The organism is Kitasatospora sp. NPDC006697, assembly GCF_042869935.1.
GTDB lineage: Bacteria > Actinomycetota > Actinomycetes > Streptomycetales > Streptomycetaceae > Kitasatospora.
In genome coordinates this window covers 1-23383 of sequence record NZ_JBIAGU010000046.1, presented here as the reverse complement: position 1 = coordinate 23383, position 23383 = coordinate 1, and the positions used below count along the sequence as shown (strand labels likewise).

Below are 23383 nucleotides of genomic sequence, written 5' to 3'. Positions count from 1 at the left end.
TCACGGCCCGGCTGGCCGGGTGCCGAACTGTACCCGTACGGTACTCACCGTCTGCCGCATCGTAGAGGGTTGGGCGGTCGGCGGAACCGGCGGGCGGCAGAATGGCCGGGCTGGACGCTCGAACAGGGGAGACGGGGCAATGGCATCGAGGCGCGACGAGCTGAACGCCTACACCTTCGCGCGCAAGCGCACGGTGGGCGCGTTCCTGCGGCCCGAGGGCGGCGGCAACGACGAGGACGCGCCGCGGCCGATCCGCGCCGTGGTGCCCTCGCTGGTGGTCGGGGCGGTCGCGCTGGCCGGATTCGGGCTCTGGGGCATGATCAAGCCCGGCGCCCCGGTGGGCTGGGACGACGGCAAGAGCGTGATCGTCGGCAAGGACTCGACCACCCGCTATGTGCTGCTGCCGAACCCGGACGGCACCAAGAGCCTGCACCCGGTGGTCAACATGGCCTCGGCGAAGCTGGTGCTGCCGGCCGACTCCAAGGTGGTCTTCGTCGCCGACTCGGTGCTGGACCACTACAAGGCGCACGGCCCGACGATCGGCATCCCGTACGCCCCGGACAAGCTGCCGGGCGCGGCGGAGGCCGCCAAGCCGAAGAAGTGGTCGGTCTGCGACCGGCCGGGCTCCGACCCGGACCACCCGTACCAGAGCCTCTTCCTGGCCGCCGACGCGGACGCCGCCACGCTGGCCCGGCCGGACCGCGAGCTCGGCGGCAGCCAGTCGCTGTTCGTCCGCGGCCCGAAGCAGGACGGCCAGGCGGTGGGCACCAGCTACCTGGTCGACCCCACCGGCGCGAGCCACCAGATCGGCACCGACGACCAGGTGAAGGCGCAGACCGGCAAGGGCGGGGCCGGGGACACCGCCGTCAAGGCGCTGCAGGTCGGGCTGTTCGGCAACCAGGCCGCGCCCGAGCAGGTCAGCAAGGAGTGGCTGGACACCCTGCTGCCCGGCGCGCCGATCGCCTTCCCGAAGGTGCCCGGCACGGTCGGCCAGCAGTCCACCGTGCAACTGCCCGACTCGTCCCAGCGGGTGGTCGGCCGGCTGCTCACCTCCGAGCAGGGCGACGCCGACTTCGTGGTCGGCCCGGACCGGCTCTACCAGGTGACCCCGTTCCAGGCCCAGCTGATCCAGATGGACCCGGCCACCCAGCCCGCGTACCCGCAGGGCCAGGCGCCCTCCCTCGCGACCCTGACCCCGGCCGCGCTGATCCAGCTCGGCGACCGGATCGACAGCACCACCATGGCGCCGCCGCTGACCAAGAGCGCTCAGGACACCCAGCTGCCGCCCGGCGCCTGGCCGCGCCTCAAGCCCGCGCTGCCGGCCAACTCCGGCGACCAGGGCACGGCCCGGCCGGTGGTCTGCTCGACCTTCGAGGGCGGCTTCGACGGTACCCTGCCGCAGCGCTCGGTCTGGGCCGGCACCGACTACCCGGCCCCGGTCATCGCGACCACCAACGCCGCGCACGTCAGCGCGGGGCACGGGCTCTTCTACCGGGCGATGGACAACACCACCCAGGGCTCCGGCAGCAACTACCTGATCACCGAGACCGGCCTGCGCTACTCGGTGCCCGCCAGCAGCGAGGGCGCCCCGTCCGGGCAGGCCTCGCCGAGCGCGGCGCCCAGCCAGCCGGCCCAGCCCGCCCAGCCGCAGGTCAACGAGGCGCAGGCCCGGCTGGGGTACAAGGACGACGTGCCGGTTCCGGTGCCGAAGGCCTGGTCGGACCTGGTCCCGGCGGGCCCGGCGCTGAACACCAACGCGGCCACCCAGGAGCAGAACTCCTGACACCGCTTGGTTGGTTGGGGTTGAAACTACGTCATGACTCGGTAACCAAACGGCTTCCGGTGTTGGGCCGGTCGGTGCTGACGGCTACAGTGCTCGAAGACGTCACACCGTGGCGTCCTCCGGGTGGGCAGGGTGACAAGGCGCCCGGAGATTTGTCTGTCTCATGGGGGACGGTGGCTTATGGCTGGTCAGTTCACGACGACCGCTGAGGAGATGCGGGCGTTCTCGGCCAAGATCGTCGAGGTCAACTCGCAGATCCAGGCTGAGATTCAGAAGCTCAACGGCCTGATCGGCGAGATCGCGGGCGGCTGGCAGGGTGCGGCGGCCACGGCCTACCACCAGCTTCAGACGAAGTGGAACGACGACGCCGCCGCGCTGAACAAGGTGCTGGACGAGATCCGCCAGGCGATCGACACCACCACCAAGCAGTACTCGCAGACCGAAGACTCGCAGCGCTCCTCGATCAGCGGCGTCCAGGGCGCCTGAACCGGCTGAGCCGGCTCGCGCCCCGACGACACCAGCGGGCGGCCCAGACCGGAGCCGCTCGGCCCGAAACAATCTGACAAGGAGCCAGACATGTCCGACGGCGGTCACATCAAGGTCACGTTCGCCACGATCGAGAACGCGGGCAACGAGGTCCGCACCACGGCGAACACCATCCAGTCGCAGCTCGACGACCTGCGCAAGGGCGTCCAGCAGATCGCCTCCTCGTGGTCCGGTGCGGCCCAGGAGGGCTACCAGGCCCGCCAGGCCATCTGGGACTCCAAGGCGGCCGACCTGCACACCACGCTGAACCAGATCGCGGCGGCCCTGGACAACGCGCACCAGAGCTACACCCAGACCGAGGCGAGCAACACCGCCATCTGGCAGGGCTGATCCGCCGCTCCCGAGCGGAGCGCGGCAGCGGTACGACGGGAGCGGGCGTCCGGAGCGGGCGCCCGCTTCCGCATGGTCCACGGGGGCGAGGGAGACGTTGGTGAGGCGGAAGCTGGGGCGGTCGGCGGCGATCGCGGCGGTGCTGGGCCTGCTGGCGGCCGGTCCGGCCGGGGTGGCCGCGGCTGACGCGGGCGGCGGCACCGAGTGGACGCCGATGGGCGGTTCCGCCGTGGACAACTGCAAGTTCCCGACCGCGAACGTGCCGGCCGAGCCCTGGGCGCTGCAGCGGGTGGAGCTGGACCAGCTCTGGGCGCACGCCACCGGCGCGGGTGTCGAGGTCGCGGTGATCGACACCGGGGTCGACATGCTCAACCCGCAGCTCTCCGGCAACGTCCCGCCGCCCGGCGGCAACGGCCAGCCGGTCAGGAAGGTCGACCTCGGCCTGAGCCTGCTGATGGACAAGTCGGTCAACCCGCCGCAGCCGGCCAAGGGCGACTCCTCCACCGACACGGTGGGCCACGGCACCAAGGTCGCGGGGATCATCGCCGCGAGCCGGCTGGCCGGCGTGGGCTTCGTCGGGCTCGCCCCCGACGCGCAGATCCTGTCGATCCGCCAGAACGACGAGGCCGGCGACGGCGACGTGCTCACCCTGGCCTCGGCGATCAACCAGGCGGTGGCGCACAAGGTCAAGGTCATCAACATCTCGCAGGACGTCCGCACCACCAACGGCGCCACCGACTTCCCCGGCAGCGACCAGCTGAAGGCGGCGCTGGCGAGCGCCGAGCAGAACAACGTGGTGGTGGTCGCCGCCACCGGCAACGACGGCCTGGAGGGGCCGACCTTCCCGGCCTCCTACGACACCGTGCTCTCGGTGGGCGCCTCCGACCGCAACAACGAGCGGGTCTCGTTCTCGCAGTACGGCGACTACGTCAAGGTGGCCGCGCCCGGGGTGGACATGCTCTCCACCGTGCCGGGCGGGGGCCAGTGCGTGGACAACGGCACCAGCTTCGCCGCCCCCTACGTGGCCGGGGTGGCCGCGCTGCTCTGGCAGGAGCACCCGGGCTGGACCGCCAAGCAGATCCGGGCTCGGATCGAGCAGACCGCCCAGCGCACCGAGCGCGGCCCCAACAAGTACATCGGCTGGGGCGTGGTGGACCCGGTCAAGGCGGTCACCGACACCGACCCGGCCGCCGACGCCGCCGTGGCGGACCCGGCCGTGCGGCTGGACGACGTGCCGATCGTGCCGCAGCCGCTCGGCCTCGGCGAGACCCAGGCCGACCGCGACCGCCGCACCGCGACCTACGTGCTGGGCGGCGGGGCGCTGGGGGTGGCCGCGCTGTTCGGCGGCAGCGTGGTGCTGCGCGACCTGCGGCGCCGCCGCCGGGCCTGAACCCCGGCCGATTTCCCGTCAGCCCGCTGCAACATCCGGTACCCGTCAGGCCATCAATCGGAGTGACGGGGCGGCCGAGCGGGGGAGCGGATGTGGGGTCGGGGCGAACAGCGGCCGGCGCGGCCAAGGAACGCGACTTCCTGGACTTCGCGGCCGGCCGCACCGGCCCGCTCTACCGGTCGGCCTGCCTGCTGACCGGGGGTGACGTGCACCTCGCCGAGGACCTGGTGCAGGAGACCCTGGGCCGGATGTTCGTGCACTGGAGCACCCGGATCGACAATCCGGCCGGCTACGCGCACACCGTGCTGGTCCGCCAGTACCTGGCGCACCAGCGCCGCCGCTCCGCCGGCGAGCGCCCGACCGGGAACCTGCCGGACCTGCCGGTGCCGGCCGCCGACCCCGAGCTGCGGCTGGCGCTGCTCGCCGCGCTGGCCCGGCTCGCCGCCCGGGACCGGGCGATCCTGGTGCTGCGCTACTGGGAGGACCGGAGCATCGAGGAGACCGCGGAGGCACTGCGGCTCTCCTCCTCGGTGATCCGGACCCGCAGCTCGCGGGCGCTGGCCCGGCTGCGCGAACAGCTCGGCGACTCCCTGCTCGACCAGGTCGGCTGACCCGAGGCCCCGTCCACCCGTACCCGCGCCCACCGAGCGACAGAGATGGTGATCACCCGTGTCCGCAGACGAGCAGTACGAGCCCGACGAGCAGCTGGTCCAGCTCCTGGGCCGCCTCGGCGAGGACTACGCCACCGACCCGCACCCGCTGATCGCCGGCGGCCTGGCCCGCGGCCGCCGTCGCCGTCGCCGTCGCCAGGCCCTGCTGGCCTGCGTCGCGGCGGTGGCGGTGGCGGCCGCCGTCGGCAGGCTGATGGTGGGCACGCCGGGGTCGCCGAGCGGCCAGGCGGCGAGCGACCAGGTGCTGAGCGCGCCGGCCACCGGTGCGGGCTTCGTGTCCGCGGTGCGGATGGAGCAGTTGCTGACGGCGGTGCTGCCGGCGGGCAGCCGCACCAGCCTGGCGGTCTCCACCGGCACCGACACCGGCGACGGCAACCCCTCCGCCGAGCTGCTCCTCGAGAGCGGTGGGTCCCGGCTCTTCGTCTCGATCTACTTCCAGCTGGCGGACTCGCAGCTGGCCGGGCAGCGGCTGGCCTGTCCGGCACCGGGCACCCCGAACTACGTCGCCTGCACCAGCGGGACCCATCCGGACGGCTCCCAGCTGACCCTGCTGTCCACCGCCGTCACCAGTAACGGCGTCACGACCAGGAGCTGGCAGGGCTACCGGTACGGCCCGGGGCACCTGCTGACCGGCTTCGGCGTGCAGGACGCACCGGGCACTCGGACCCCGGTGACGCAGCCACCTTTCAGTGACGCGGAGCTGACCCGGATGATCACCGACCCGTCCTGGGCGGACGTCGGGGCGGCGATGGTCTGGCGCGAGGGGAACATCGACTCGCCGCAGCGCCGGATGATGCCCGCGAACGAGATGCTCTCCGCGCTGAAGAGCCTGGTCCCGTCCACCGCCCACTACGCCGAGCCGGGGGGCACCGGTCCGAGCGAGGCCAGTCTGACGGTGGACGACGGGAACGGCGGAACCACGGTGGACGTCGTGGTGCGGAGCCTGTCGGTCGCCTCCGACCCCGAGCTGGCGGCCGCGACCCGGCTGCCGGACGGCGACCTGGAGCTGGTCCAGGAGGGCACCAACCTGGTCGGCACCAGCGAGCGCGTTGTCGAGCTGGCGCGCACGGACGGCACCGGGGTCATCGTGAAGGAGAGCAACACCGGCTCCGCGGCGCTCGCCCCGCACGCGCTCGCCCTCTCCCTGGACCAGCTCACCGCCGTCGCCCGCAGCCCCCGGTGGCACCTGAACGGCTGAGGGCCCGGACACCCCCAGCGGTGTCCGGGCCCTCAGCCGTGGCGCAGTCTCAGATCTGCTCGTCCTCCGGCAGCGTGATCACCCAGCGCGACTCCTGGCGGGGCCGCAGGTAGAACACCCAGTAGAGCGAGGCGGCGACGGTGATCGCGCCGGTCCAGACCAGCGCGGTGGTGTCCAGCTGGGTCAGCACGTAGCCGAGCACCACGATCAGGATCACCGGCAGCACCGGCCAGAGCGGCTGGCGCCAGGCGGGGACGTCCTTGTGGGCGCCGCGCCGGGAGAGCAGCGCGGCGACGGCGACCAGCAGGTAGAGCGCGGCGACCGCGACACCGGTGATGTTGGTCAGCAGCTGGCCGGGCACGAAGCACAGGGCGGCACCGGGCAGGCCGACCGCCAGGGTGGAGACCCAGGGGGCGTTGAACCGGTTCAGGGTGCCGAAGGCCTTGTTGACCGGCTCCGGCCAGGCCCTGTCGCGGCCGGAGGCGAAGAGCACCCGGGAGTTCTGGATCACCATCACGATGCCGGCGTTGATGATGGCCAGCGCGATGCAGAGGCTGATGAAGGTGCCCATCGCGGAGTCGGACCAGCCGGCCACCATGGAGGAGATGTCGCCGCCGGTCAGGGTGGCCAGGTCGGGCGCGCCCAGGGTGATCGCGATGACCGGGACCATGATGACCACGCAGGACAGGCCCAGGGTCCAGAGCACGGTGCGGGCCACGTTGCGGCGCGGGTTCTCCAGCTCCTCGGAGAGGTAGATCGCGGTGGAGAAGCCCTGGGTGACGAAGAGCGCGGTGCCCATCGCGGCCATGATCGCGGTCAGGCCGACGCCGCCGGTGTGGCCCTGGGCGTCGGCGGTGACGCCGTGGAACAGGGAGGAGAGGCCGCGCTGCTGGTGGGCGAAGCCGAGGAAGGAGACCACGCCAGCCGCGATCACCTCGAGCACCAGGAAGATACCGGTGATCCAGGCGTTGGCCCGCAGGTCGAGCAGGCCGGCCACGGTGGCGGCCAGCATCACGGCGCCGCCGGCCACGGCCGGGCTGACGTTCACGATCGGCGCCAGGTAGGCCGCGGTGCCGATGGCGATCACCGAGGGGACGATCATCACCACGATCAGCGACTGGATGAAGACCAGCCAGCCGGCGAACCGGCCCGCCAGGGTGCCGACCATCGCGTACTCGCCGCCGGCGCTCGGGACCAGGGTGCCCAGCTCGGAGTAGGCGAAGGCGACCGCCACGCAGAGCAGCGCACCGATCCCGATGGTCAGCGCGGTCGCGGTGCCCAGGGAGTTGAAGAGGGTGGGCACGATGACGAAGAGCGAGGACGCCGGCGTGACGCAGGAGAGCGTGAGCAGCGTTCCGCCCACGACGCCGAGTGAGCGGTTCAGCTTCCGCGGGGCATCAGCGGTACTGACCGTCACGGTGGGAGAGGTGGCGGGCGGGCGAAGCGTGTCGGTCATGGGACGGGATCCGATCGGCTCAGCGCGGCGGTGCGCGGTCCTGTGCGTTGCTGGGGTGGGGAGCGGTATCGCCTCCGGAGGCATCGCTTGGGGGTTCTGGTGGTGTCGCTCCCGAGTCGCCAATGGTGCGGTGGCGTATAGCTTGCGTCAATGTCGGTTGACCTTCGGAATCCGTTGCGCTATCCCGCATAGTCATCCGAACTGAAGATCACCTTCCGCAACGGCGCTAGATGTCCGACTTGTTAACTTTGGCCAACGGGTGATGAATCGAAGGTGAATCGGTATTGCGGCACATGATTCAAAGGCATCGCCCGGCAACTCTCGCTGCTGCGCAGGACGCTTCCACCGGCCCCCGGGCCCTCCGCACGGCCCGCCGGAGGGCGACGATAACCGCAGCTCAGCGGCCGAAATTGGCTTCATAACATTCCGGACAGTGGACGCGGCGAACGCGAAGGGCCGGGTGCGGAGTACGCACCCGGCCCTTCGTCGTCACCCGCTGTGATCAGACCACGGGCAGCCACCCGGTCTGCACCATCTGCCCCGAGGTCACCCGGCGGGAGATGAACAGACCGCGGCCCGGCGGCAGCGGCTGCGGCTTGGCAGTGCCCAGCAGCGCGCCCTCGTCCTTGTTGCCGGAGAGCATCACGCCCTGCCCGCCCAGCTCGCGCATCCGCTGCATCAGCGGCTCGTAGAGCGAGCGGCCGGCGCCGCCGGCGCTGCGGGCGATGATCACCCGCAGGCCGATGTCCCGGGCGAACGGCAGGAACTCGGCCAGCGGCGCCATCGGGTTGCCGGAGGCGGTGGCGACCAGCTCGTAGTCGTCCACGATCACGAACATGTCCTTGCCGCTGTACCAGCTGCGGTTGCGCAGCTGCTCGGCGGTCACGTCCGGGCCCGGCAGGCGGCGGGCGCAGGCCCCGCGCAGCATGTCCACGATGGCGCTCATGGCCGGCTGCGCGGCCGCGTACTCCACCAGGTACTCGCGCGGCACCGTGCCCAGCAGCGCGCGCCGGTAGTCGCCGATCACGATGCCGGCCTGGTCCGCGGTGTAGCGCTCGGTGATCTGCTTGATCAGCATCCGCAGCAGCGCCGACTTCCCGGACTCGCTCTCGCCGAAGACGATGAAGAGCGGGTCGGTCTCGAAGTTGACGAAGACCGGCGCCATCTCCACCTCGTCCAGCCCGAAGGCCACGCCGCGCTCCGGCAGCTCGAAGCCCTTGGGCAGCGAGTTGCCGTCCAGCACCGCGGGCAGCATCCGGACCTGCGGCGCCCGCGGCCCGCTCCAGGCCGCGTTCACCGCCTCCACCAGCCCGGCCACGCCGGTCACCAGGTCGCTGGTGTCGGAGGAGCCGTCGATCCGCGGCAGGCCGGCCAGGAAGTGCAGCTTGCCCGCCGTCAGACCCCGGCCCGGCGCGCCCTGCGGCACGTTCTGCGCCACCTTGCGGTCGATCTCCGACTCCATCGGGTCGCCCAGGCGCAGCTCGGTGCGGTTCTGCAGGGTGTCCTTGAGCGCCGGGCGGACCTCGGCGTAGCGGGCCGCGGTCAGCACCAGGTGCACGCCGTAGCCCAGGCCGCGCTGGGCGATGTCGTTGACCACCGGCTCCAGCGGCTCGAACTCCTGCCGGAAGGTGAGCCAGCCGTCGATCACCAGGAAGACGTCGCCGAACTGCTCGTCCGGCAGCTGCCCGGCCGCCCGCCGGCTGCGGTAGGTGGCGATCGAGTCGATGCCGGTGGCCCGGAACAGCTCCTCGCGGCGGTTCAGCACCCCGTGCACCTCGGCGACCATCCGGCGCACCTTGTCGCCGTCCAGCCGCCCGGCCACCCCGCCGACGTGCGGCAGCTCCTGCAGTGACTGGAAGCCGCCGCCGCCGAAGTCCATCAGGTAGAACTGCGCCTCCACCGGGGTGTGGGTGAGCCCGAACCCGGTGATCATGGTGCGGATCATGGTCGACTTGCCGGACCGCGGCCCGCCGACCACCAGGCCGTGGCCCGCCGCCCCCGAGTAGTCCTGGTAGAGCACGTCCCGGCGCTGGTCGCGCGGCCGGTCCACGATGCCCACCGGCACCACCAGCCGGCCCAGCGCGCCGAAGTCCGGCGAGGTCAGCCCGCGCTCCGGGGTGGCCTGCAGCAGCGGCATCAGCTGGTCCATGCTCGGCGCCTCGTCCAGCGGCGCCAGCCAGACCTGGTGCGCCGCCGGCCCCTGGCCGACCATCCGCTGCACGATCACGTCCAGCACGGTGTCCACCAGCGCGTCGTCCAGCTGCGGCTCCGGCTCGGCGACCGGCTCCACCGGCTCCTGCACCGGCACCAGCGCCGCCGTGAACCGGACCGGCTGCACGCCCAGGGCCTGACCGCTGCTGCGCTGCTGGCCCGGCGCCCGGTACGGCCCGGAGACGTAGGCCGCCTTGAACCGGTCCATCACGTCGGTGCCGAACTTCAGGTAGCCGACACCCGGCACCGGCGGCAGGTGGTAGGCGTCCGGCACGCCGATCGCGGCCCGCGACTCGGCGGCCGAGAAGGTGCGCAGACCGATCCGGTAGGAGAGGAAGGTGTCCAGGCCGCGCAGCTTGCCCTCCTCCAGGCGCTGCGAGGCCAGCAGCAGGTGCACGCCCAGCGACCGGCCGATCCGGCCGATCTGGATGAACATGTCGATGAAGTCCGGCTTGGCGGTCAGCAGCTCGGAGAACTCGTCGATGATCAGCACCAGCGAGGGCAGCGGATCCAGCGCCGCGCCGGCCGCCCGGGCCCGCTCGTACTCGTTGAGGTTGGCGTAGTTGCCCGCCGACCGCAGCAGCTCCTGGCGGCGGTTCAGCTCGCCCTCGATGGCGTCCCGCATGCGGTCCACCAGGGTGAGCTCGCCCTCCAGGTTGGTGATCACCGCGGAGGTGTGCGGCATGTCCGCCATGCCCGCGAAGGTCGCGCCGCCCTTGAAGTCGGCGAGCACGAAGTTCAGCGTCTCCGAGGAGTGCGTCATCGCCAGGCCCAGCACCAGGGTGCGCAGCAGCTCCGACTTTCCGGAGCCGGTCGCGCCGACGCACAGGCCGTGCGGGCCCATGCCCTCCAGCGCGGCCTCCTTGATGTCCAGGTGGACCAGCTCGCCGCCCGCGCCCACGCCGATCGGCACCCGCAGCTTCTCGTGCTGGGCGCGCGGCCGCCAGGTGCGGGCCACGTCCACCGAGCCCGCGTCGCCGACGCCCATCAGGTCGGTGAAGTCCAGGTTGGAGAGCAGCGGCTCGTCGTCGCCGCCGGCCGAGATCCGGTACGGCGCCAGCTGCCGGGCCAGTGCCTCGGACTGCCAGGCCGACAGGGTGTCCGGCGCACCCGCGTAGGAGGCACCGGAGGCCGACTGCAGCAGCAGCTCCTCGGGCGAGACGGTGATCAGCAGGTGGCCGGTCGGCTCGTCCAGCTCACCGGGCACCACCTCGATCACGGTCACCCCGTGCACCCCGTCGATGCCGGCCAGCACCGAGTCCGGCGGGATCGCCGCGCCGTCCAGTACCACTACCAGGTGTGGCTGGTCCGGGGTCGGCTGGGCGTCCCGGGTGAACCGCTGACGGCCCGCCAGCTCGTCCGAGAGCAGCCCCTCCAGCTCGCCCAGGCCCGCCGCGATCAGGCGCCGGGAGCCGGCGCCGTCGTTCTCCTTGCGGTGCTGGGTGTGCGGCAGCCACTTGGTCCACTCCCACTCCTCCAGCGCGCCCGGCGCCGCGGCCACCGCGACCACCAGGTCGTCGGGCGAGTGCAGGGTGGTGAGCTGGGCGATCATCGCCCGGACGCTGCCGTAGACGGTGTCCGGGTCGCCGCAGACCGTGATGTGGTAGAAGGCGCGCAGCGCCACCGCCAGCGGAAGGTCCTGCAGTGTGCCGTGGGCCTGCAGGAAGCTGCGCATGGCGTCCGCCGACAGCGGCTCCAGCTCGTCCATCGGCGCGGTCTGCGGGGCCACCAGCGGGGTGCTCAGCTGCTGCGGGCCGCGGCCGATCCGGATCTGGGCGAAGTCCGGGTCGCTCGGCCGCCGCTCCCAGAGCCGGCGGCCCTCGGCCACGATCGACCAGAGCTGGTCCGGCTCCGGATGCAGGTAGAGCTGGGCGCCGCGCTGCCGCTCTGCCGTGCGGCGGACCTGACGGCGCATCTGCTGCAGGTACTTCAGGTAGTCCCGCCGCTCGTCGGCCAGCCCCGCACCGCCGCCCTTGCGGGCCTTGACCAGCTGCGCCACCGCCATGCCGGCGGTGGAGGCGATCATCAGCACGCCCATCACCCGCATCATCGGGGCCGCGCCGGGCATGAAGAAGAAGGCCGCCGACCCGCCCATGCCGAGCATCGGCAGCAGGCTCATCATCCAGTCGTCGCCGCCCCCGCGGGCCAGCTCGGGCGGGGCCACCAGCTCCACCGGCTCGTCCGGCACAGCGGGCGGGTAGGCCCTCGCCGGACGTTTCACCGTTACGACACTCATCTACCGCCCTCACGCGACTCGACAGGTCCTCGGCGGGGCTTCCCCTGTGTGAACGCTCATGCCCCCGCGCGCGCAGGGGCCGATCCTATCGACCCCGAACCCATGCCAGACGGTAGGGTGACGCAGCGCCAACTCAGGGTCAGCGGAAGCAGTGGAGCAGTAAAAGGGGGAGCACCGTTGAGTGCCAACACAGCGACCGGGTTCTGCCGGGTCACCGTCGTGGCGCCGGACAGCCGGATCGACGTCGCGCTGCCGGAGGACGTGCCGCTCGCCGACGTCTATCCCGAGGTGCTGCGGCTGTCCGGGCAGAGCCAGCAGGAGGGCGAGCCGACCGGCTTCCACCTGGTCCGGCGGGACGGCACCGTGCTGGACAGCGGACTGCCGCTGGCCGCCCAGCAGGTCCGCGACGGCGACCTGCTGAGCCTGCGCCCGTTCGCCGAGTCGCTGCCGCCGGCCGTCTACGACGACGTGGCCGACGCCATCGCCACCGCCGTGGAGGCCGACCGGCGGTTCTGGAACCCCGACCTGATGCGGGCCTTCGGCCTGATCGGGTCGACCCTGCTGATCGTGCTGCTCGGCTTCGCGCTCTGGTTCTCCAGCCTGACGCACGACATGCACGGCCTGCCCGGCGTGCTCGCCGGGGTCGCCGCCGTGGTGCTGACCGGCTTCGCCGGCGTGCGGGCCCGGGTCTACGACGACACCGGCGCCGCGCTGGCCCTGGGCATCGGCGCGCTGCCGCACGCGCTGATCGCCGGCACCGGCGTGCTCGCCGTGGCCCACCGGTACGACGGCCCCGGCCGGCTGCAGTTCCTGGTCGGCTGCGTGGCCGTGCTGGTGGTCTCGGTGCTGCTGGTCGGGCTGCTGCCGGAGCGCGACTCGGTCTTCGTCGCCGCCGCCTTCCTGGCCACCGCCGGCACCCTGGCCACCTTCGCCGCGGTGATGATGCCGACCACCGCGGTCAGCCACATCGCCGCCGTGGCCGGCATCGCCGCGGTCGCCGCGGTCGGCTTCCTGCCCTCGCTCTCGGCCCGGTTCGCCCGCCTCCCGATCGGCTTCAGCGCCCCCGGCCAGACCCGCACCCGCAGCAGCAGCCGGACCGGTGAGGAGACCAGCCGGGCCGAGACCGTGCAGTACGAGCGGATCGCCCACCAGGCCCGGCGCGGCCACGAGATGCTGGTCGGCCTGGTCGGCGGCTCGGCCGCCGTGGTGGTCGGCGCCTGTGCGGTGCTGGGCTTCAGCGACGCGATGTACCCGCAGCTGCTGGCGCTGGCGCTGGGCATCTCGACCATGCTGCGGGCCCGGCTGTTCCGGTACACCGCGCAGGTCTTCAGCCTGACCATCGCCGGCCTGGTCGCCCTCGGGCTGCTGATCCTGGGCCTGTCGCTGCACACCCCGCTCTTCATCCTGCGGGCCACCAGCAGCACCGCGGTGGACCTGCGCACGCTCTGGCTGGGCGGCTCGATCGCGCTCGGCGCCGGCCTGCTGATCGCGATCGCCCTGGTGGTGCCGAGCCGCGGGGTGTCGCCGTTCTGGGGCCGGATCCTGGACCTGGTGGACAGCCTGCTGCTGATGTCCCTGGTGCCGCTGGCCCTCGCGGTCCTCGACATCTACGCCCTCGCCAGGGGCGCGACCAGCTGAGCGAGGGTCCGCCCGCGGAGGGGCGGCGTCGCGGCGGCCGGACTCACGCCCGGACTCACGCCCGGACACCGCTCCTCCACCCACCCCGATGGCGGACCGTCCGAACCGGTGGCAGGGGGCCGCGCGCCGACTGCTACCCTTGGGTTTCCGAGTCCTAGAAGGTCCTGTGCAGTAGACCAGGGCCGCTCGGTCAGCCAAGAAAAGGAGTCGCCGTGGCTCTCGCCGCCGACGTCAAGAAGCAGCTCATCGCCGAGTTCGGCCAGAAGGAGGGCGACACCGGCTCTCCCGAGGTCCAGGTCGCGATGCTCTCCCGCCGCATCTCGGACCTGACCGAGCACCTGAAGTTCCACAAGCACGACCACCACAGCCGTCGTGGCCTGCTGATCCTGGTCGGTCAGCGCCGTCGCCTGCTGCAGTACCTGGCCAAGAAGGACATCGAGCGCTTCCGTGCGCTCGTCGACCGACTGGGCATCCGTCGCGGCGCCGCCGGCGGCGCCCGCTAAGACCGCCGCCTGGGGCGGCTCCCCCACCGGGGAGCCGCCCCTCGCGCGTACCGGCTCACAGATTTCTCCGGTCCGCCTCCCAGGGCGGCCGAGATTCGCACCGTAGGGTTGTGGGCATGCCGGGTGGTGGCGCGAACACCGCGCCCATGCCACCGGCACGACAACCCCAAGAGCGGGACGAAGGCTTCAAACGGAAGCCGCCCGCAGCCAGGAGAGCGTCCAGACGCCCACCGCCGGCAGCCCGGCCGCCGAGAGGCGCCGGTCCTCGGTAGTGGCCCCCGGAACCCCGCCGACCGAGCGGGAAGCCCCGGAGGCTTCGATCGAAGACCGGCCCGGCAACCAGGGCCCGACCCGGCAGGCAAGCGCGGGGGCGCTCTCCCGGAACGTACGAAAGAGGAGATCTTCCAGGTGGAAGAGAACGTGTTCTACGCCGAGGCCGTGATCGACAACGGCTCCTTCGGCACCCGTACCATCCGTTTCGAGACGGGCCGGCTGGCCCGCCAGGCCGCCGGCTCCGCCGTGGCCTACCTGGACGACGACACCATGGTGCTGTCGGCCACCAGCGCCTCCAAGCAGCCGAAGGAGCACTTCGACTTCTTCCCGCTGACGGTGGACGTCGAGGAGCGGATGTACGCCGCGGGCCGGATCCCCGGCTCGTTCTTCCGTCGTGAGGGCCGTCCCTCCGAGGACGCCATCCTGACCTGCCGGCTGATCGACCGCCCGCTGCGCCCGTCCTTCGTCAAGGGCCTGCGCAACGAGGTCCAGGTCGTCGTCACCGTCATGGCGCTCAACCCCGACCACCTGTACGACGTGGTCGCGATCAACGCCGCCTCCGCCTCCACCCAGCTGGCCGGCCTGCCGTTCTCCGGCCCGATCGGCGGCGTCCGCGTCGCGCTGATCCGCGGCCAGTGGGTGGCCTTCCCGACCCACTCCGAGCTGGAGGAGGCCGTCTTCGACATGGTCGTGGCCGGCCGGGCGCTGCCGGACGGCGACGTGGCGATCATGATGGTCGAGGCCGAGGCCACCGACAAGACCATCAAGCTGGTCGCCGGCGGTGCCGAAGCCCCCTCCGAGGAGGTCGTGGCCGGCGGTCTGGACGCCGCCAAGCCGTTCATCAAGGTGCTCTGCGAGGCCCAGGTGCGCCTCGCCGCCCAGGCCGCCAAGCCGACCGGCGAGTTCCCGCGCTTCCTGGACTACCAGGACGACGTGCTCGCCGCGCTGAGCGCCGCCGTCAAGGACGAGCTCGCCAAGGCGCTCACTATCGCCGGCAAGCAGGAGCGCCAGAACGAGCTGGACCGGGTCAAGGCGGTCGCCGTCGAGAAGCTGCTCCCGGAGTTCGAGGGCCGCGAGAAGGAGATCAGCGCCGCCTACAACGCGCTGACCAAGAAGATCGTCCGCGAGCGGGTCATCAAGGACAAGATCCGGATCGACGGCCGCGGCGTCACCGACATCCGCACCCTGGCCGCCGAGGTCGAGGCGATCCCGCGGGTGCACGGCTCGGCCCTGTTCGAGCGCGGCGAGACCCAGATCCTGGGCGTCACCACCCTCAACATGCTCCGCATGGAGCAGCAGCTGGACACCCTCTCCCCGGAGACCCGGCGCCGCTACATGCACAACTACAACTTCCCGCCCTACTCGGTCGGCGAGACCGGCCGGGTCGGCTCCCCGAAGCGCCGCGAGATCGGCCACGGCGCGCTGGCCGAGCGCGCGCTGATCCCGGTGCTGCCGACCCGCGAGGAGTTCCCCTACGCGATCCGCCAGGTCTCCGAGGCGCTGGGCTCCAACGGCTCCACCTCGATGGGCTCGGTCTGCGCCTCCACCATGTCGCTGCTGAACGCCGGTGTGCCGCTGAAGGCCGCCGTCGCCGGCATCGCCATGGGCCTGATCTCGCAGGAGATCGACGGCGAGACCCACTACGTCGCGCTGACCGACATCCTGGGCGCCGAGGACGCGTACGGCGACATGGACTTCAAGGTCGCCGGCACCCGCACCTTCATCACCGCCCTGCAGCTGGACACCAAGCTGGACGGCATCCCGGCCTCGGTGCTCGGCGCCGCGCTGAAGCAGGCCAAGGACGCCCGCCTGCACATCCTGGACGTGATGAACGAGGCGATCGACGCGCCGGACGAGATGTCCCCGAACGCGCCGCGGATCATCACCATCAAGATCCCGGTGGACAAGATCGGCGAGGTCATCGGCCCCAAGGGCAAGATGATCAACCAGATCCAGGAGGACACCGGCGCCGACATCACCATCGAGGACGACGGCACGATCTACATCGGCGCGGTGGACGGCCCCTCGGCCGAGGCCGCCCGGACGACGATCAACCAGATCGCCAACCCGACCATGCCGGAGGTCGGCGAGCGCTACCTGGGCACCGTGGTGAAGACCACCACCTTCGGCGCCTTCGTCTCGCTCATGCCGGGCAAGGACGGCCTGCTGCACATCTCGCAGATCCGCAAGCTGGCCGGTGGCAAGCGGGTGGAGAACGTCGAGGACGTGCTCGGCGTCGGCGCCAAGGTGCAGGTCGAGATCGCCGAGATCGACCCGCGCGGCAAGCTCTCGCTGATCCCGGTCGTCGAGGGCGAAGAGGGCGCGGCCGAGGACGCGGCCTCCGAGTGACGCCCCGTTAGGCTCACCGCGGCCCGTACGCCCCACCAGGCGTACGGGCCGCACCCTGTTCCTCCAGCTTCCTCCCCCATGCATCGAAAGAAGGAATGGCCCGTGGCCCAGGCCTCGGCTGTGCAGCAGCGCCCCGGCAGCACCCGCACCCTGCTCAAGGGCGCGGACGGCGCCGGAACGGTGCGCCGCACCGTCCTCCCCGGCGGCCTGCGGGTCGTCACCGAGACCCTGCCGACGGTCCGCTCGGCGACCTTCGGGATCTGGGTCGGCGTCGGCTCCCGGGACGAGACGCCCCAGCTGAACGGTGCCACCCACTACCTGGAGCACCTGCTCTTCAAGGGCACCGCCCAGCGCTCGGCGCTGGAGATCTCGGCGGCCCTGGACGCGGTCGGCGGCGAGATGAACGCCTTCACCGCGAAGGAGAACACCTGCTACTACGCGCGGGTGCTCGACACCGACCTGCCGCTGGCCATCGAGGTGGTCTGCGACATGGTCACCGGCTCGCTGATCCGCCCCGAGGACGTGGAGGCCGAACGCGGCGTCATCCTCGAGGAGATGGCGATGGCCGAGGACGACCCGGGCGACGTGGTGCACGACCTGTTCGCCAAGGTGATCTACGGCGGCTCGCCGCTGGGCCGGCCGATCCTGGGCACCCAGGAGACCGTCAAGGGCCTGACCCGGGAGCAGATCGCCGGCTTCTACAAGCGCCGCTACCGCCCCGAGCACCTGGTGGTCGCCGCCGCCGGCAACCTCGACCACAAGGCCGTGGTGCGCCAGGTCGAGGCCGCCTTCGCCGCCGTGCTCAAGCGCTCCGCCGCGGTGCCGGCCGAGGCCCGGCGCGGCGAGCGCGCGGTCCGCACGGCCGGCCGGATGGAGCTGCTCAACCGGCCCACCGAGCAGGCCCACCTGGTGCTCGGCGGCCCCGGCCTGCCCCGGCACGACGAGCGGCGCTGGGCGCTGGGCGTGCTCAACGCGGCACTCGGCGGCGGGATGAGCTCGCGGCTCTTCCAGGAGGTCCGGGAGAAGCGCGGCCTGGCCTACTCGGTCTACTCGTACTCCTCCTCCTACGCCGACAGCGGCCTGTTCGGCATCTACGCCGGCTGCCAGCCGGCCCGGGTCGAGGAGGTGCTGCGGATCTGCCGCCAGGAGCTGGACCGGGTGGTCGCCGAGGGCATCACAGAGGAGGAGCTGGCCCGGGCGATCGGCCAGATCTCCGGCTCCACCGTGCTCGGCATGGAGGACACCGGCTCGCTGATGAACCGGATCGGCAAGGCCGAGCTGGCCTACGGCCACCACCTCTCGGTGGACGACATGCTGACGAAGATCGCCGGCGTCACCCTGGACGACGTCCACGCGGTGGCCCGTGATGTGCTGGGCGCGCGCCGGCCCTCGCTGGCTCTGATCGGGCCGGTCAGCGGCAAGCGGGCCGCCGCGCTCGCGGACTACCTGAAGTGAGGACGAAGAGATGACCCTGCGCGTAGCCGTCATCGGTGCCACCGGCCGGATCGGCTCCGAGGCCGTCAAGGCGGTCGAGGCCGCCGAGGACCTCGAGCTGGTCGCCGCCCTCGGGCGCGACGCCGAGCTGGAGAGCCTGGTCACCTCCGGCGCCCAGGTCGCCGTCGAGCTGACCCACCCCGACGCGGTGATGCGGAACCTGGAGTACTGCACCGCCAACGGCATCCACACCGTGGTCGGCACCACCGGCTGGAACCCGGAGCGGCTGGAGCTGCTCACCGGCTGGCTGGCCGCGGCCCCCGGCACCGGCTGCCTGATCGCGCCGAACTTCTCCATCGGCGCGGTGCTCAGCATGCGGTTCGCCCAGCAGGCCGCCCGCTACTTCGAGTCCGTCGAGGTGGTGGAGCTGCACCACAACCACAAGGCCGACGCGCCCAGCGGCACCGCCACCCGCACCGCCCAGCTGATCGCCGCCGCCCGGGACGAGGCCGGCCTGCCCCGGCAGAGCGACCCGACCACCCACGGCCTGCCCGGCGCCCGCGGCGCCGACGTGGACGGGGTGCCGGTGCACTCGGTGCGGCTGCGCGGCCTGCTGGCGCACCAGGAGGTGTTGCTCGGCGACACCGGCGAGACCCTGAGCATCCGCCACGACTCGCTGCACCACAGCTGCTTCATGCCGGGCATCCTGCTGGGCGTGCGCCGTGTGGTGGAGACGCCCGGGCTGACCTTCGGGCTCGAACACTTCATGGATCTCTGATGACCTCGCGCACCGGCTTCTTCCTGCTGGCCGCCGCCCTGCTGGTGGTCTCCCTGGTCTGCGTGCTGGAGGGCGTCCAGCTGATCGCCACCGGCAAGCCGGCCGGCATCGGCATCGGGGTCAGCGCCTTCGTCATCCCCGGCATCGGCGTCTGGTTCCTGCGCCAGACCATCCGGTTCGGTCGCACCACCGAGGCGATGTCCAAGGAGCTGGAGGCCGAGGGCGGCCTGCCGGTGGACGAGCTGAGGCGCACCTCGGGCGGACGGATCGACCGCGCCTCGGCCGACGAGGTCTTCGCCAAGCGCAGGGCCGAGGCCGAGGCCGAACCGCAGGACTGGCGGGTCTGGTTCCGCCTCGCCGTCGCCTACGCGGACGCCGGCGACACCCCGCGCGCCCGCAAGACCATGCACCACGCCATCAAGCTGCGTGGCTGATCCTGGTACCAGCACGCTCTACCGTGGCCGGCCCGGACGGAACCTAGGCTGGCCGCGACGATGGCCCGTACAGAGGAGTAACGCGTGACCGACACACAGGGGCCCGCCCCCGCCTTCCGCAGCGACGTGACCGTCGAACTGGTCCGCAACGCGGCGAGCGACACCGACGTGCTCTGGGCGGCCCGGGTGTCCACCAAGGGCGAGCAGTCGCTGGACGCGATCGGCGAGGACCCGGAGAAGTCCAAGGGCCTGATCAACTTCCTGATGCGGGACCGCCACGGCACGCCCTTCGAGCACAACTCGATGACCTTCTTCATCAGCGCGCCGATCTTCGTCTTCCGCGAGTTCCACCGCCACCGCACCGGCTGGTCCTACAACGAGGAGAGCGGCCGCTACCGCGAGCTGCAGCCGGTCTTCTACGTGCCGGCCGAGGAGCGCAAGCTGGTGCAGGTCGGGCGGCCCGGGAAGTACGAGTTCCACGAGGGCACCCCGGAGCAGCACAAGACCACGGTGGCCGCGATGGAGCGGGCCTACCTGACGGCCTACCAGGAGTACCGGGAGATGCTGGACGCCGGCGTCGCCCGCGAGGTGGCCCGGGCCGTGCTGCCGGTCGGCCTCTTCTCCTCCATGTACGCGACCTGCAACGCCCGTTCGCTGATGCACTTCCTCTCGCTGCGGACCAAGGACGAGCGCGGCAGGATGCCGACCTTCCCGCAGCGCGAGATCGAGATGGTCGCCGAGCAGATGGAGCGGCTGTGGGCCGGGCTGATGCCGCTCACCCATGCGGCCTTCAACGAGCACGGACGGCTCGCGCCCTGACCTGGGCCGATAGGCATATGGGCGCACCGGTCCGGCATGTCTGGATTGCGACGGTTCGGGGCGCTCCCTAGGCTCAGGACACGGATTCCGGTGCCGCCCGAACCCCCGAGCGAGCGGCACCGGAATTCCATGCTCTGTCCGGATATCCACCCCGATCACCCCGGCGCGGTGTCCGAACCCTGGACCGGAGTCCCGGCTTCCTCATCCCCTACGAGTATTTTTGGACCCATGGCTCCGACCTCCACACAGCACGCACCCTTCGGCCGGGTTCTGACGGCGATGGTGACCCCGTTCACCCCCGACGGCGGACTCGACCTCGACGGCGCCCAGCGCCTCGCCTCCCACCTGGTCGACCTCGGCAACGACGGCCTGGTGCTCAACGGCACCACCGGCGAGTCGCCGACCACCAGCGACGCCGAGAAGGCGCAACTGGTCCGCGCGGTGGTCGAGGCGGTCGGGGACCGGGCGCACGTGGTGGCCGGGGTCGGCACCAACGACACGGCGCACAGCGTGGAGCTGGCCCGGCAGGCCGAGGCCGCCGGCGCCAACGGCCTGCTGGTGGTCACCCCCTACTACAGCAAGCCCCCGCAGGAGGGCCTGTACCGGCACAACGTCGCGGTGGCCGACGCCACCGAGCTGCCGGTGATCCTCTACGACATCCCCGGCCGGGCCGGCGTCGCGCTGAGCCACGAGACCCTGGTCCGGCTCGGCGAGCATCCGCGGATCGTCGCCAACAAGGACGCCAAGGGCGACCTGGGCGCCGCCTCCTGGGCGATCGCCCGGTCCGGGCTCGCCTGGTACTCCGGCGACGACATCCTCAACCTGCCGCTGCTCTCGGTCGGAGCCGTGGGCGTGGTCAGCGTGGTCGGCCACCTGGTCGCCGACCGGCTGCGTGAGCTGATCGACGCCTACGGAGCCGGCGAGACCGCCCGGGCCACCGCGATCCACCAGAGCCTGCTGCCGGTCTACACCGGCACCTTCCGCACCCAGGGCGTGATCCTCACCAAGGCCGCGCTGAACCTGGCCGGCCGGCCCGCCGGTCCGCTCCGACTGCCGCTGGTCGACGCCACGCCCGAGGAGATCGCCCGATTGAAGGAGGATCTCGCCGCCGGCGGGGTACACCTGTAACAACCAGACGTGCGCGCCCCCGGATCGCCGGGTCCCACCGCCGCCAAGGGACCCGCCGCTGAACCGGAGACGACCGGCGCGAGGCACAACAGCGAGCCGCTCGGTGACGAGCGGACCGACCTGACAGGCAACGAGAGATGCCGCGCGCCATATGCCGGCGGGGGAGGCCCTCCGCGGCGTATGGCGCGCTGCGTGAACGGAGAGTCTTTTGAGCCACCCCCACCCCGACCTCGGCACGCCGCCCGCGCTCGCGCCGAACGCGATCCGTATCACCCCGCTGGGCGGCCTCGGGGAGATCGGCCGCAACATGACGCTGCTGGAGTACGCGGGCCGGCTGCTGGTCATCGACTGCGGCGTGCTCTTCCCCGAGGACGAGCAGCCCGGCATCGACCTGATCCTGCCGGACTTCTCCTCGATCCGGGACCGCCTCGACAAGATCGACGGCATCGTCCTGACCCACGGTCACGAGGACCACATCGGCGCGGTCCCGTACCTGCTCCGCGAGAACCCCGACATCCCGCTGATCGGCTCGAAGCTGACCCTGGCGCTGATCGAGGCCAAGCTCGCCGAGCACCGCATCCGGCCCTACGTGCTGGAGGTGGCGGAGGGTCAGCGCGAGCAGATCGGCCCCTTCAGCTGCGAGTTCATCGCGGTCAACCACTCCATCCCGGACGCCCTCGCGGTCGCCGTGCGCACCCCCGCGGGCATGGTGGTCGCCACCGGCGACTTCAAGATGGACCAGCTGCCGCTGGACGGCCGCCTCACCGACCTCCCGGCCTTCGCCAAGCTGGCCGAGGAGGGCATGGACCTGCTGCTGGTGGACTCCACCAACGCCGAGGTCCCCGGCTTCATCCCGCACGAGCGGGACATCTCGGCCGCGCTGCGCAACGTCTTCGCCAACGCGGACAAGCGCATCATCGTCGCCTCCTTCGCCAGCCACGTGCACCGGATCCAGCAGGTGCTGGACGCGGCGCACGAGTACAAGCGCAAGGTGGCCTTCGTCGGCCGCTCGATGGTCCGCAACATGGGCATCGCCCGGGACCTCGGCTACCTCAAGGTGCCCGGCAACCTGATCGTCGACGTCAAGACGCTCGACGACCTGCCGGACAAGGAGGTCGTGCTGGTCTGCACCGGCTCGCAGGGCGAGCCGATGGCCGCGCTCTCCCGGATGGCCAACCGCGACCACCAGATCCGGATCGTCGACGGCGACACGGTGATCCTGGCCTCCTCGCTGATCCCCGGCAACGAGACCGCGATCTACCGGGTGATCAACGGCCTGACCCGCTGGGGCGCCAACGTCGTGCACAAGGGCAACGCCAAGGTGCACGTCTCCGGCCACGCCTCGGCCGGCGAGCTGCTGTACTTCTTCAACATCTGCAAGCCGAAGAACCTGATGCCGGTGCACGGCGAGTGGCGCCACCTGCGGGCCTGCGCCGAGCTCGGCATCAAGACCGGTGTGCCGAAGAACCGCGTGGTGATCGCGGAGGACGGCGTGGTGGTCGACCTCGAGGACGGCGTCGCCCGGATCGTCGGCAAGGTGCAGGCCGGCTACGTCTACGTAGACGGCTCCTCGGTGGGTGACATCACCGAGTCCTCGCTGAAGGACCGCCGGATCCTCGGTGAGGAGGGCTTCATCTCGGTCTTCGTGGTGGTGGACTCCAGCAGCGGGAAGATCGTCAGCGGCCCGACCATCCAGGCCCGCGGCTCCGGCATCGACGACTCCGCCTTCGGGCCCGTGGTGCAGAAGCTGGAGGAGGCGCTGCGCAAGTCCGCCGACAACGGCGTGCTGGACGTGCGCCAGGTGCAGCAGCTGGTCCGCCGGACCATCGGCAAGTGGGTGGCGGACAACTACCGCCGCCGGCCGATGATCCTGCCGGTCGTGGTCGAGGTCTGACCGCGGCCCGGATTTGACCTGGGGCAACTCGGTGCGTAGTGTTCTCCGAGTTGCCCCGCTGGTCGCGCGGCTCCGCCAGGTAATTCGGACTTTGATTCGGATAACGGCGGGGAAAACGGGCCGAGAAACTCTGGTAGAGTTCGGGAGCGCCGAAAGGCGAAAGCGAATCGGATGAAATCCGGAGCCGGAAGCGGCACGGAAAACATCTGATAAGCTGGAAACACGAAAGAACGAAGCACCCGGAGGGTCCGCTGGAAAGCGGCTCGAAGGAAGTGTCCGTTCCTTGAGAACTCAACAGCGTGCCAAAAGTCA

17 protein-coding genes are annotated in these 23383 nt (G+C 71.6%); 15 read left to right on the top strand and 2 right to left on the bottom strand.

Annotation, left to right across the window (positions count from 1 at the left end):
• Positions 1 to 139 precede the first annotated feature (139 nt).
• The 6 genes from eccB to ACFYNO_RS38610 all read left to right on the top strand — a co-directional run bounded on the left by eccB (position 140) and on the right by ACFYNO_RS38610 (position 5918).
• Positions 140 to 1783: a type VII secretion protein EccB gene (gene eccB / locus ACFYNO_RS38635; protein WP_388022776.1), complete on the top strand. Its 1644-nt coding sequence runs from the start codon at positions 140 to 142 to the stop codon at positions 1781 to 1783.
• A 180-nt stretch (positions 1784 to 1963) separates the two neighbouring features.
• Positions 1964 to 2269 carry a WXG100 family type VII secretion target gene (locus tag ACFYNO_RS38630; protein WP_388022774.1) on the top strand — a complete coding sequence of 102 codons (306 nt, stop codon included), beginning with the start codon at positions 1964 to 1966 and terminating at the stop codon, positions 2267 to 2269.
• A 90-nt stretch (positions 2270 to 2359) separates the two neighbouring features.
• Complete coding sequence (locus ACFYNO_RS38625; protein WP_388022772.1) at positions 2360 to 2659, top strand: WXG100 family type VII secretion target; 300 nt, start codon at positions 2360 to 2362, stop codon at positions 2657 to 2659.
• A 100-nt stretch (positions 2660 to 2759) separates the two neighbouring features.
• Entirely contained in the window at positions 2760 to 4049 is a 1290-nt protein-coding gene (gene mycP, locus ACFYNO_RS38620) for a type VII secretion-associated serine protease mycosin (protein WP_388022770.1), read from the top strand.
• Between the two features lie 92 nt (positions 4050 to 4141).
• Positions 4142 to 4660, top strand: a complete 519-nt coding sequence (locus ACFYNO_RS38615; RefSeq protein ID WP_388022768.1) for a SigE family RNA polymerase sigma factor — start codon at positions 4142 to 4144, stop codon at positions 4658 to 4660.
• Between the two features lie 58 nt (positions 4661 to 4718).
• Positions 4719 to 5918, top strand: a complete 1200-nt coding sequence (locus ACFYNO_RS38610) for a hypothetical protein (RefSeq protein ID WP_388022765.1) — start codon at positions 4719 to 4721, stop codon at positions 5916 to 5918.
• Positions 5919 to 5967: 49 nt separating this feature from the next.
• Here the strand turns inward: ACFYNO_RS38610 and ACFYNO_RS38605 are convergent, their stop codons facing one another.
• Together ACFYNO_RS38605 and eccCa are read right to left on the bottom strand one after the other, a co-directional pair.
• The gene (locus ACFYNO_RS38605) at positions 5968 to 7374 is read right to left on the bottom strand and encodes an APC family permease (protein WP_388022763.1); all 1407 of its coding nucleotides are present in this window, start codon (positions 7372 to 7374) and stop codon (positions 5968 to 5970) included.
• 502 nt (positions 7375 to 7876) lie between these two features.
• Positions 7877 to 11821, bottom strand: a complete 3945-nt coding sequence (gene eccCa, locus ACFYNO_RS38600) for a type VII secretion protein EccCa (protein ID WP_388022761.1) — start codon at positions 11819 to 11821, stop codon at positions 7877 to 7879.
• Between the two features lie 177 nt (positions 11822 to 11998).
• Here eccCa and eccD point away from each other — a divergent pair, with 177 nt between their 5' ends.
• The 9 genes from eccD to ACFYNO_RS38555 all read left to right on the top strand — a co-directional run bounded on the left by eccD (position 11999) and on the right by ACFYNO_RS38555 (position 23071).
• On the top strand, positions 11999 to 13459 hold the full coding sequence (gene eccD / locus ACFYNO_RS38595; protein ID WP_388022759.1) for a type VII secretion integral membrane protein EccD: 1461 nt from the start codon (positions 11999 to 12001) through the stop codon (positions 13457 to 13459).
• A 212-nt stretch (positions 13460 to 13671) separates the two neighbouring features.
• The gene (gene rpsO / locus ACFYNO_RS38590) at positions 13672 to 13962 is read left to right on the top strand and encodes a 30S ribosomal protein S15 (RefSeq protein ID WP_101380342.1); all 291 of its coding nucleotides are present in this window, start codon (positions 13672 to 13674) and stop codon (positions 13960 to 13962) included.
• A 408-nt stretch (positions 13963 to 14370) separates the two neighbouring features.
• Positions 14371 to 16584 carry a polyribonucleotide nucleotidyltransferase gene (locus ACFYNO_RS38585; RefSeq protein WP_388022757.1) on the top strand — a complete coding sequence of 738 codons (2214 nt, stop codon included), beginning with the start codon at positions 14371 to 14373 and terminating at the stop codon, positions 16582 to 16584.
• A gap of 78 nt (positions 16585 to 16662) precedes the next feature.
• The gene (locus ACFYNO_RS38580; protein WP_388022754.1) at positions 16663 to 18039 is read left to right on the top strand and encodes a M16 family metallopeptidase; all 1377 of its coding nucleotides are present in this window, start codon (positions 16663 to 16665) and stop codon (positions 18037 to 18039) included.
• Between the two features lie 10 nt (positions 18040 to 18049).
• Positions 18050 to 18796, top strand: coding sequence for a 4-hydroxy-tetrahydrodipicolinate reductase (gene dapB / locus ACFYNO_RS38575; protein ID WP_388022752.1), 747 nt, complete (start codon positions 18050 to 18052; stop codon positions 18794 to 18796).
• Positions 18796 to 19230 carry a hypothetical protein gene (locus ACFYNO_RS38570; RefSeq protein WP_388022750.1) on the top strand — a complete coding sequence of 145 codons (435 nt, stop codon included), beginning with the start codon at positions 18796 to 18798 and terminating at the stop codon, positions 19228 to 19230. Before dapB ends, ACFYNO_RS38570 begins: the two co-directional genes overlap by 1 nt.
• Before the next feature lie 84 nt (positions 19231 to 19314).
• Entirely contained in the window at positions 19315 to 20049 is a 735-nt protein-coding gene (gene thyX, locus ACFYNO_RS38565) for an FAD-dependent thymidylate synthase (protein ID WP_388022748.1), read from the top strand.
• Between the two features lie 228 nt (positions 20050 to 20277).
• Positions 20278 to 21177, top strand: coding sequence for a 4-hydroxy-tetrahydrodipicolinate synthase (dapA, locus tag ACFYNO_RS38560; RefSeq protein ID WP_388022746.1), 900 nt, complete (start codon positions 20278 to 20280; stop codon positions 21175 to 21177).
• A 208-nt stretch (positions 21178 to 21385) separates the two neighbouring features.
• A complete protein-coding gene (locus ACFYNO_RS38555; protein WP_388022743.1) occupies positions 21386 to 23071 on the top strand; it encodes a ribonuclease J in 1686 nt (561 codons plus the stop codon).
• Positions 23072 to 23383 lie beyond the last annotated feature (312 nt).

Excerpts from the sequence above, each read along its gene's own strand:
- ACFYNO_RS38630 (WP_388022774.1), top strand. The coding sequence starts at position 1,964 with ATGGCTGGTCAGTTCACGACGACCGCTGAGGAGATGCGGGCGTTCTCG.
- ACFYNO_RS38580 (WP_388022754.1), top strand. The coding sequence starts at position 16,663 with ATGCATCGAAAGAAGGAATGGCCCGTGGCCCAGGCCTCGGCTGTGCAG.
- ACFYNO_RS38605 (WP_388022763.1), bottom strand. The coding sequence starts at position 7,374 with ATGACCGACACGCTTCGCCCGCCCGCCACCTCTCCCACCGTGACGGTC.
- ACFYNO_RS38625 (WP_388022772.1), top strand. The coding sequence starts at position 2,360 with ATGTCCGACGGCGGTCACATCAAGGTCACGTTCGCCACGATCGAGAAC.
- dapB (WP_388022752.1), top strand. The coding sequence starts at position 18,050 with ATGACCCTGCGCGTAGCCGTCATCGGTGCCACCGGCCGGATCGGCTCC.
- ACFYNO_RS38570 (WP_388022750.1), top strand. The coding sequence starts at position 18,796 with ATGACCTCGCGCACCGGCTTCTTCCTGCTGGCCGCCGCCCTGCTGGTG.
- eccB (WP_388022776.1), top strand. The coding sequence starts at position 140 with ATGGCATCGAGGCGCGACGAGCTGAACGCCTACACCTTCGCGCGCAAG.
- dapA (WP_388022746.1), top strand. The coding sequence starts at position 20,278 with ATGGCTCCGACCTCCACACAGCACGCACCCTTCGGCCGGGTTCTGACG.
- eccCa (WP_388022761.1), bottom strand. The coding sequence starts at position 11,821 with ATGAGTGTCGTAACGGTGAAACGTCCGGCGAGGGCCTACCCGCCCGCT.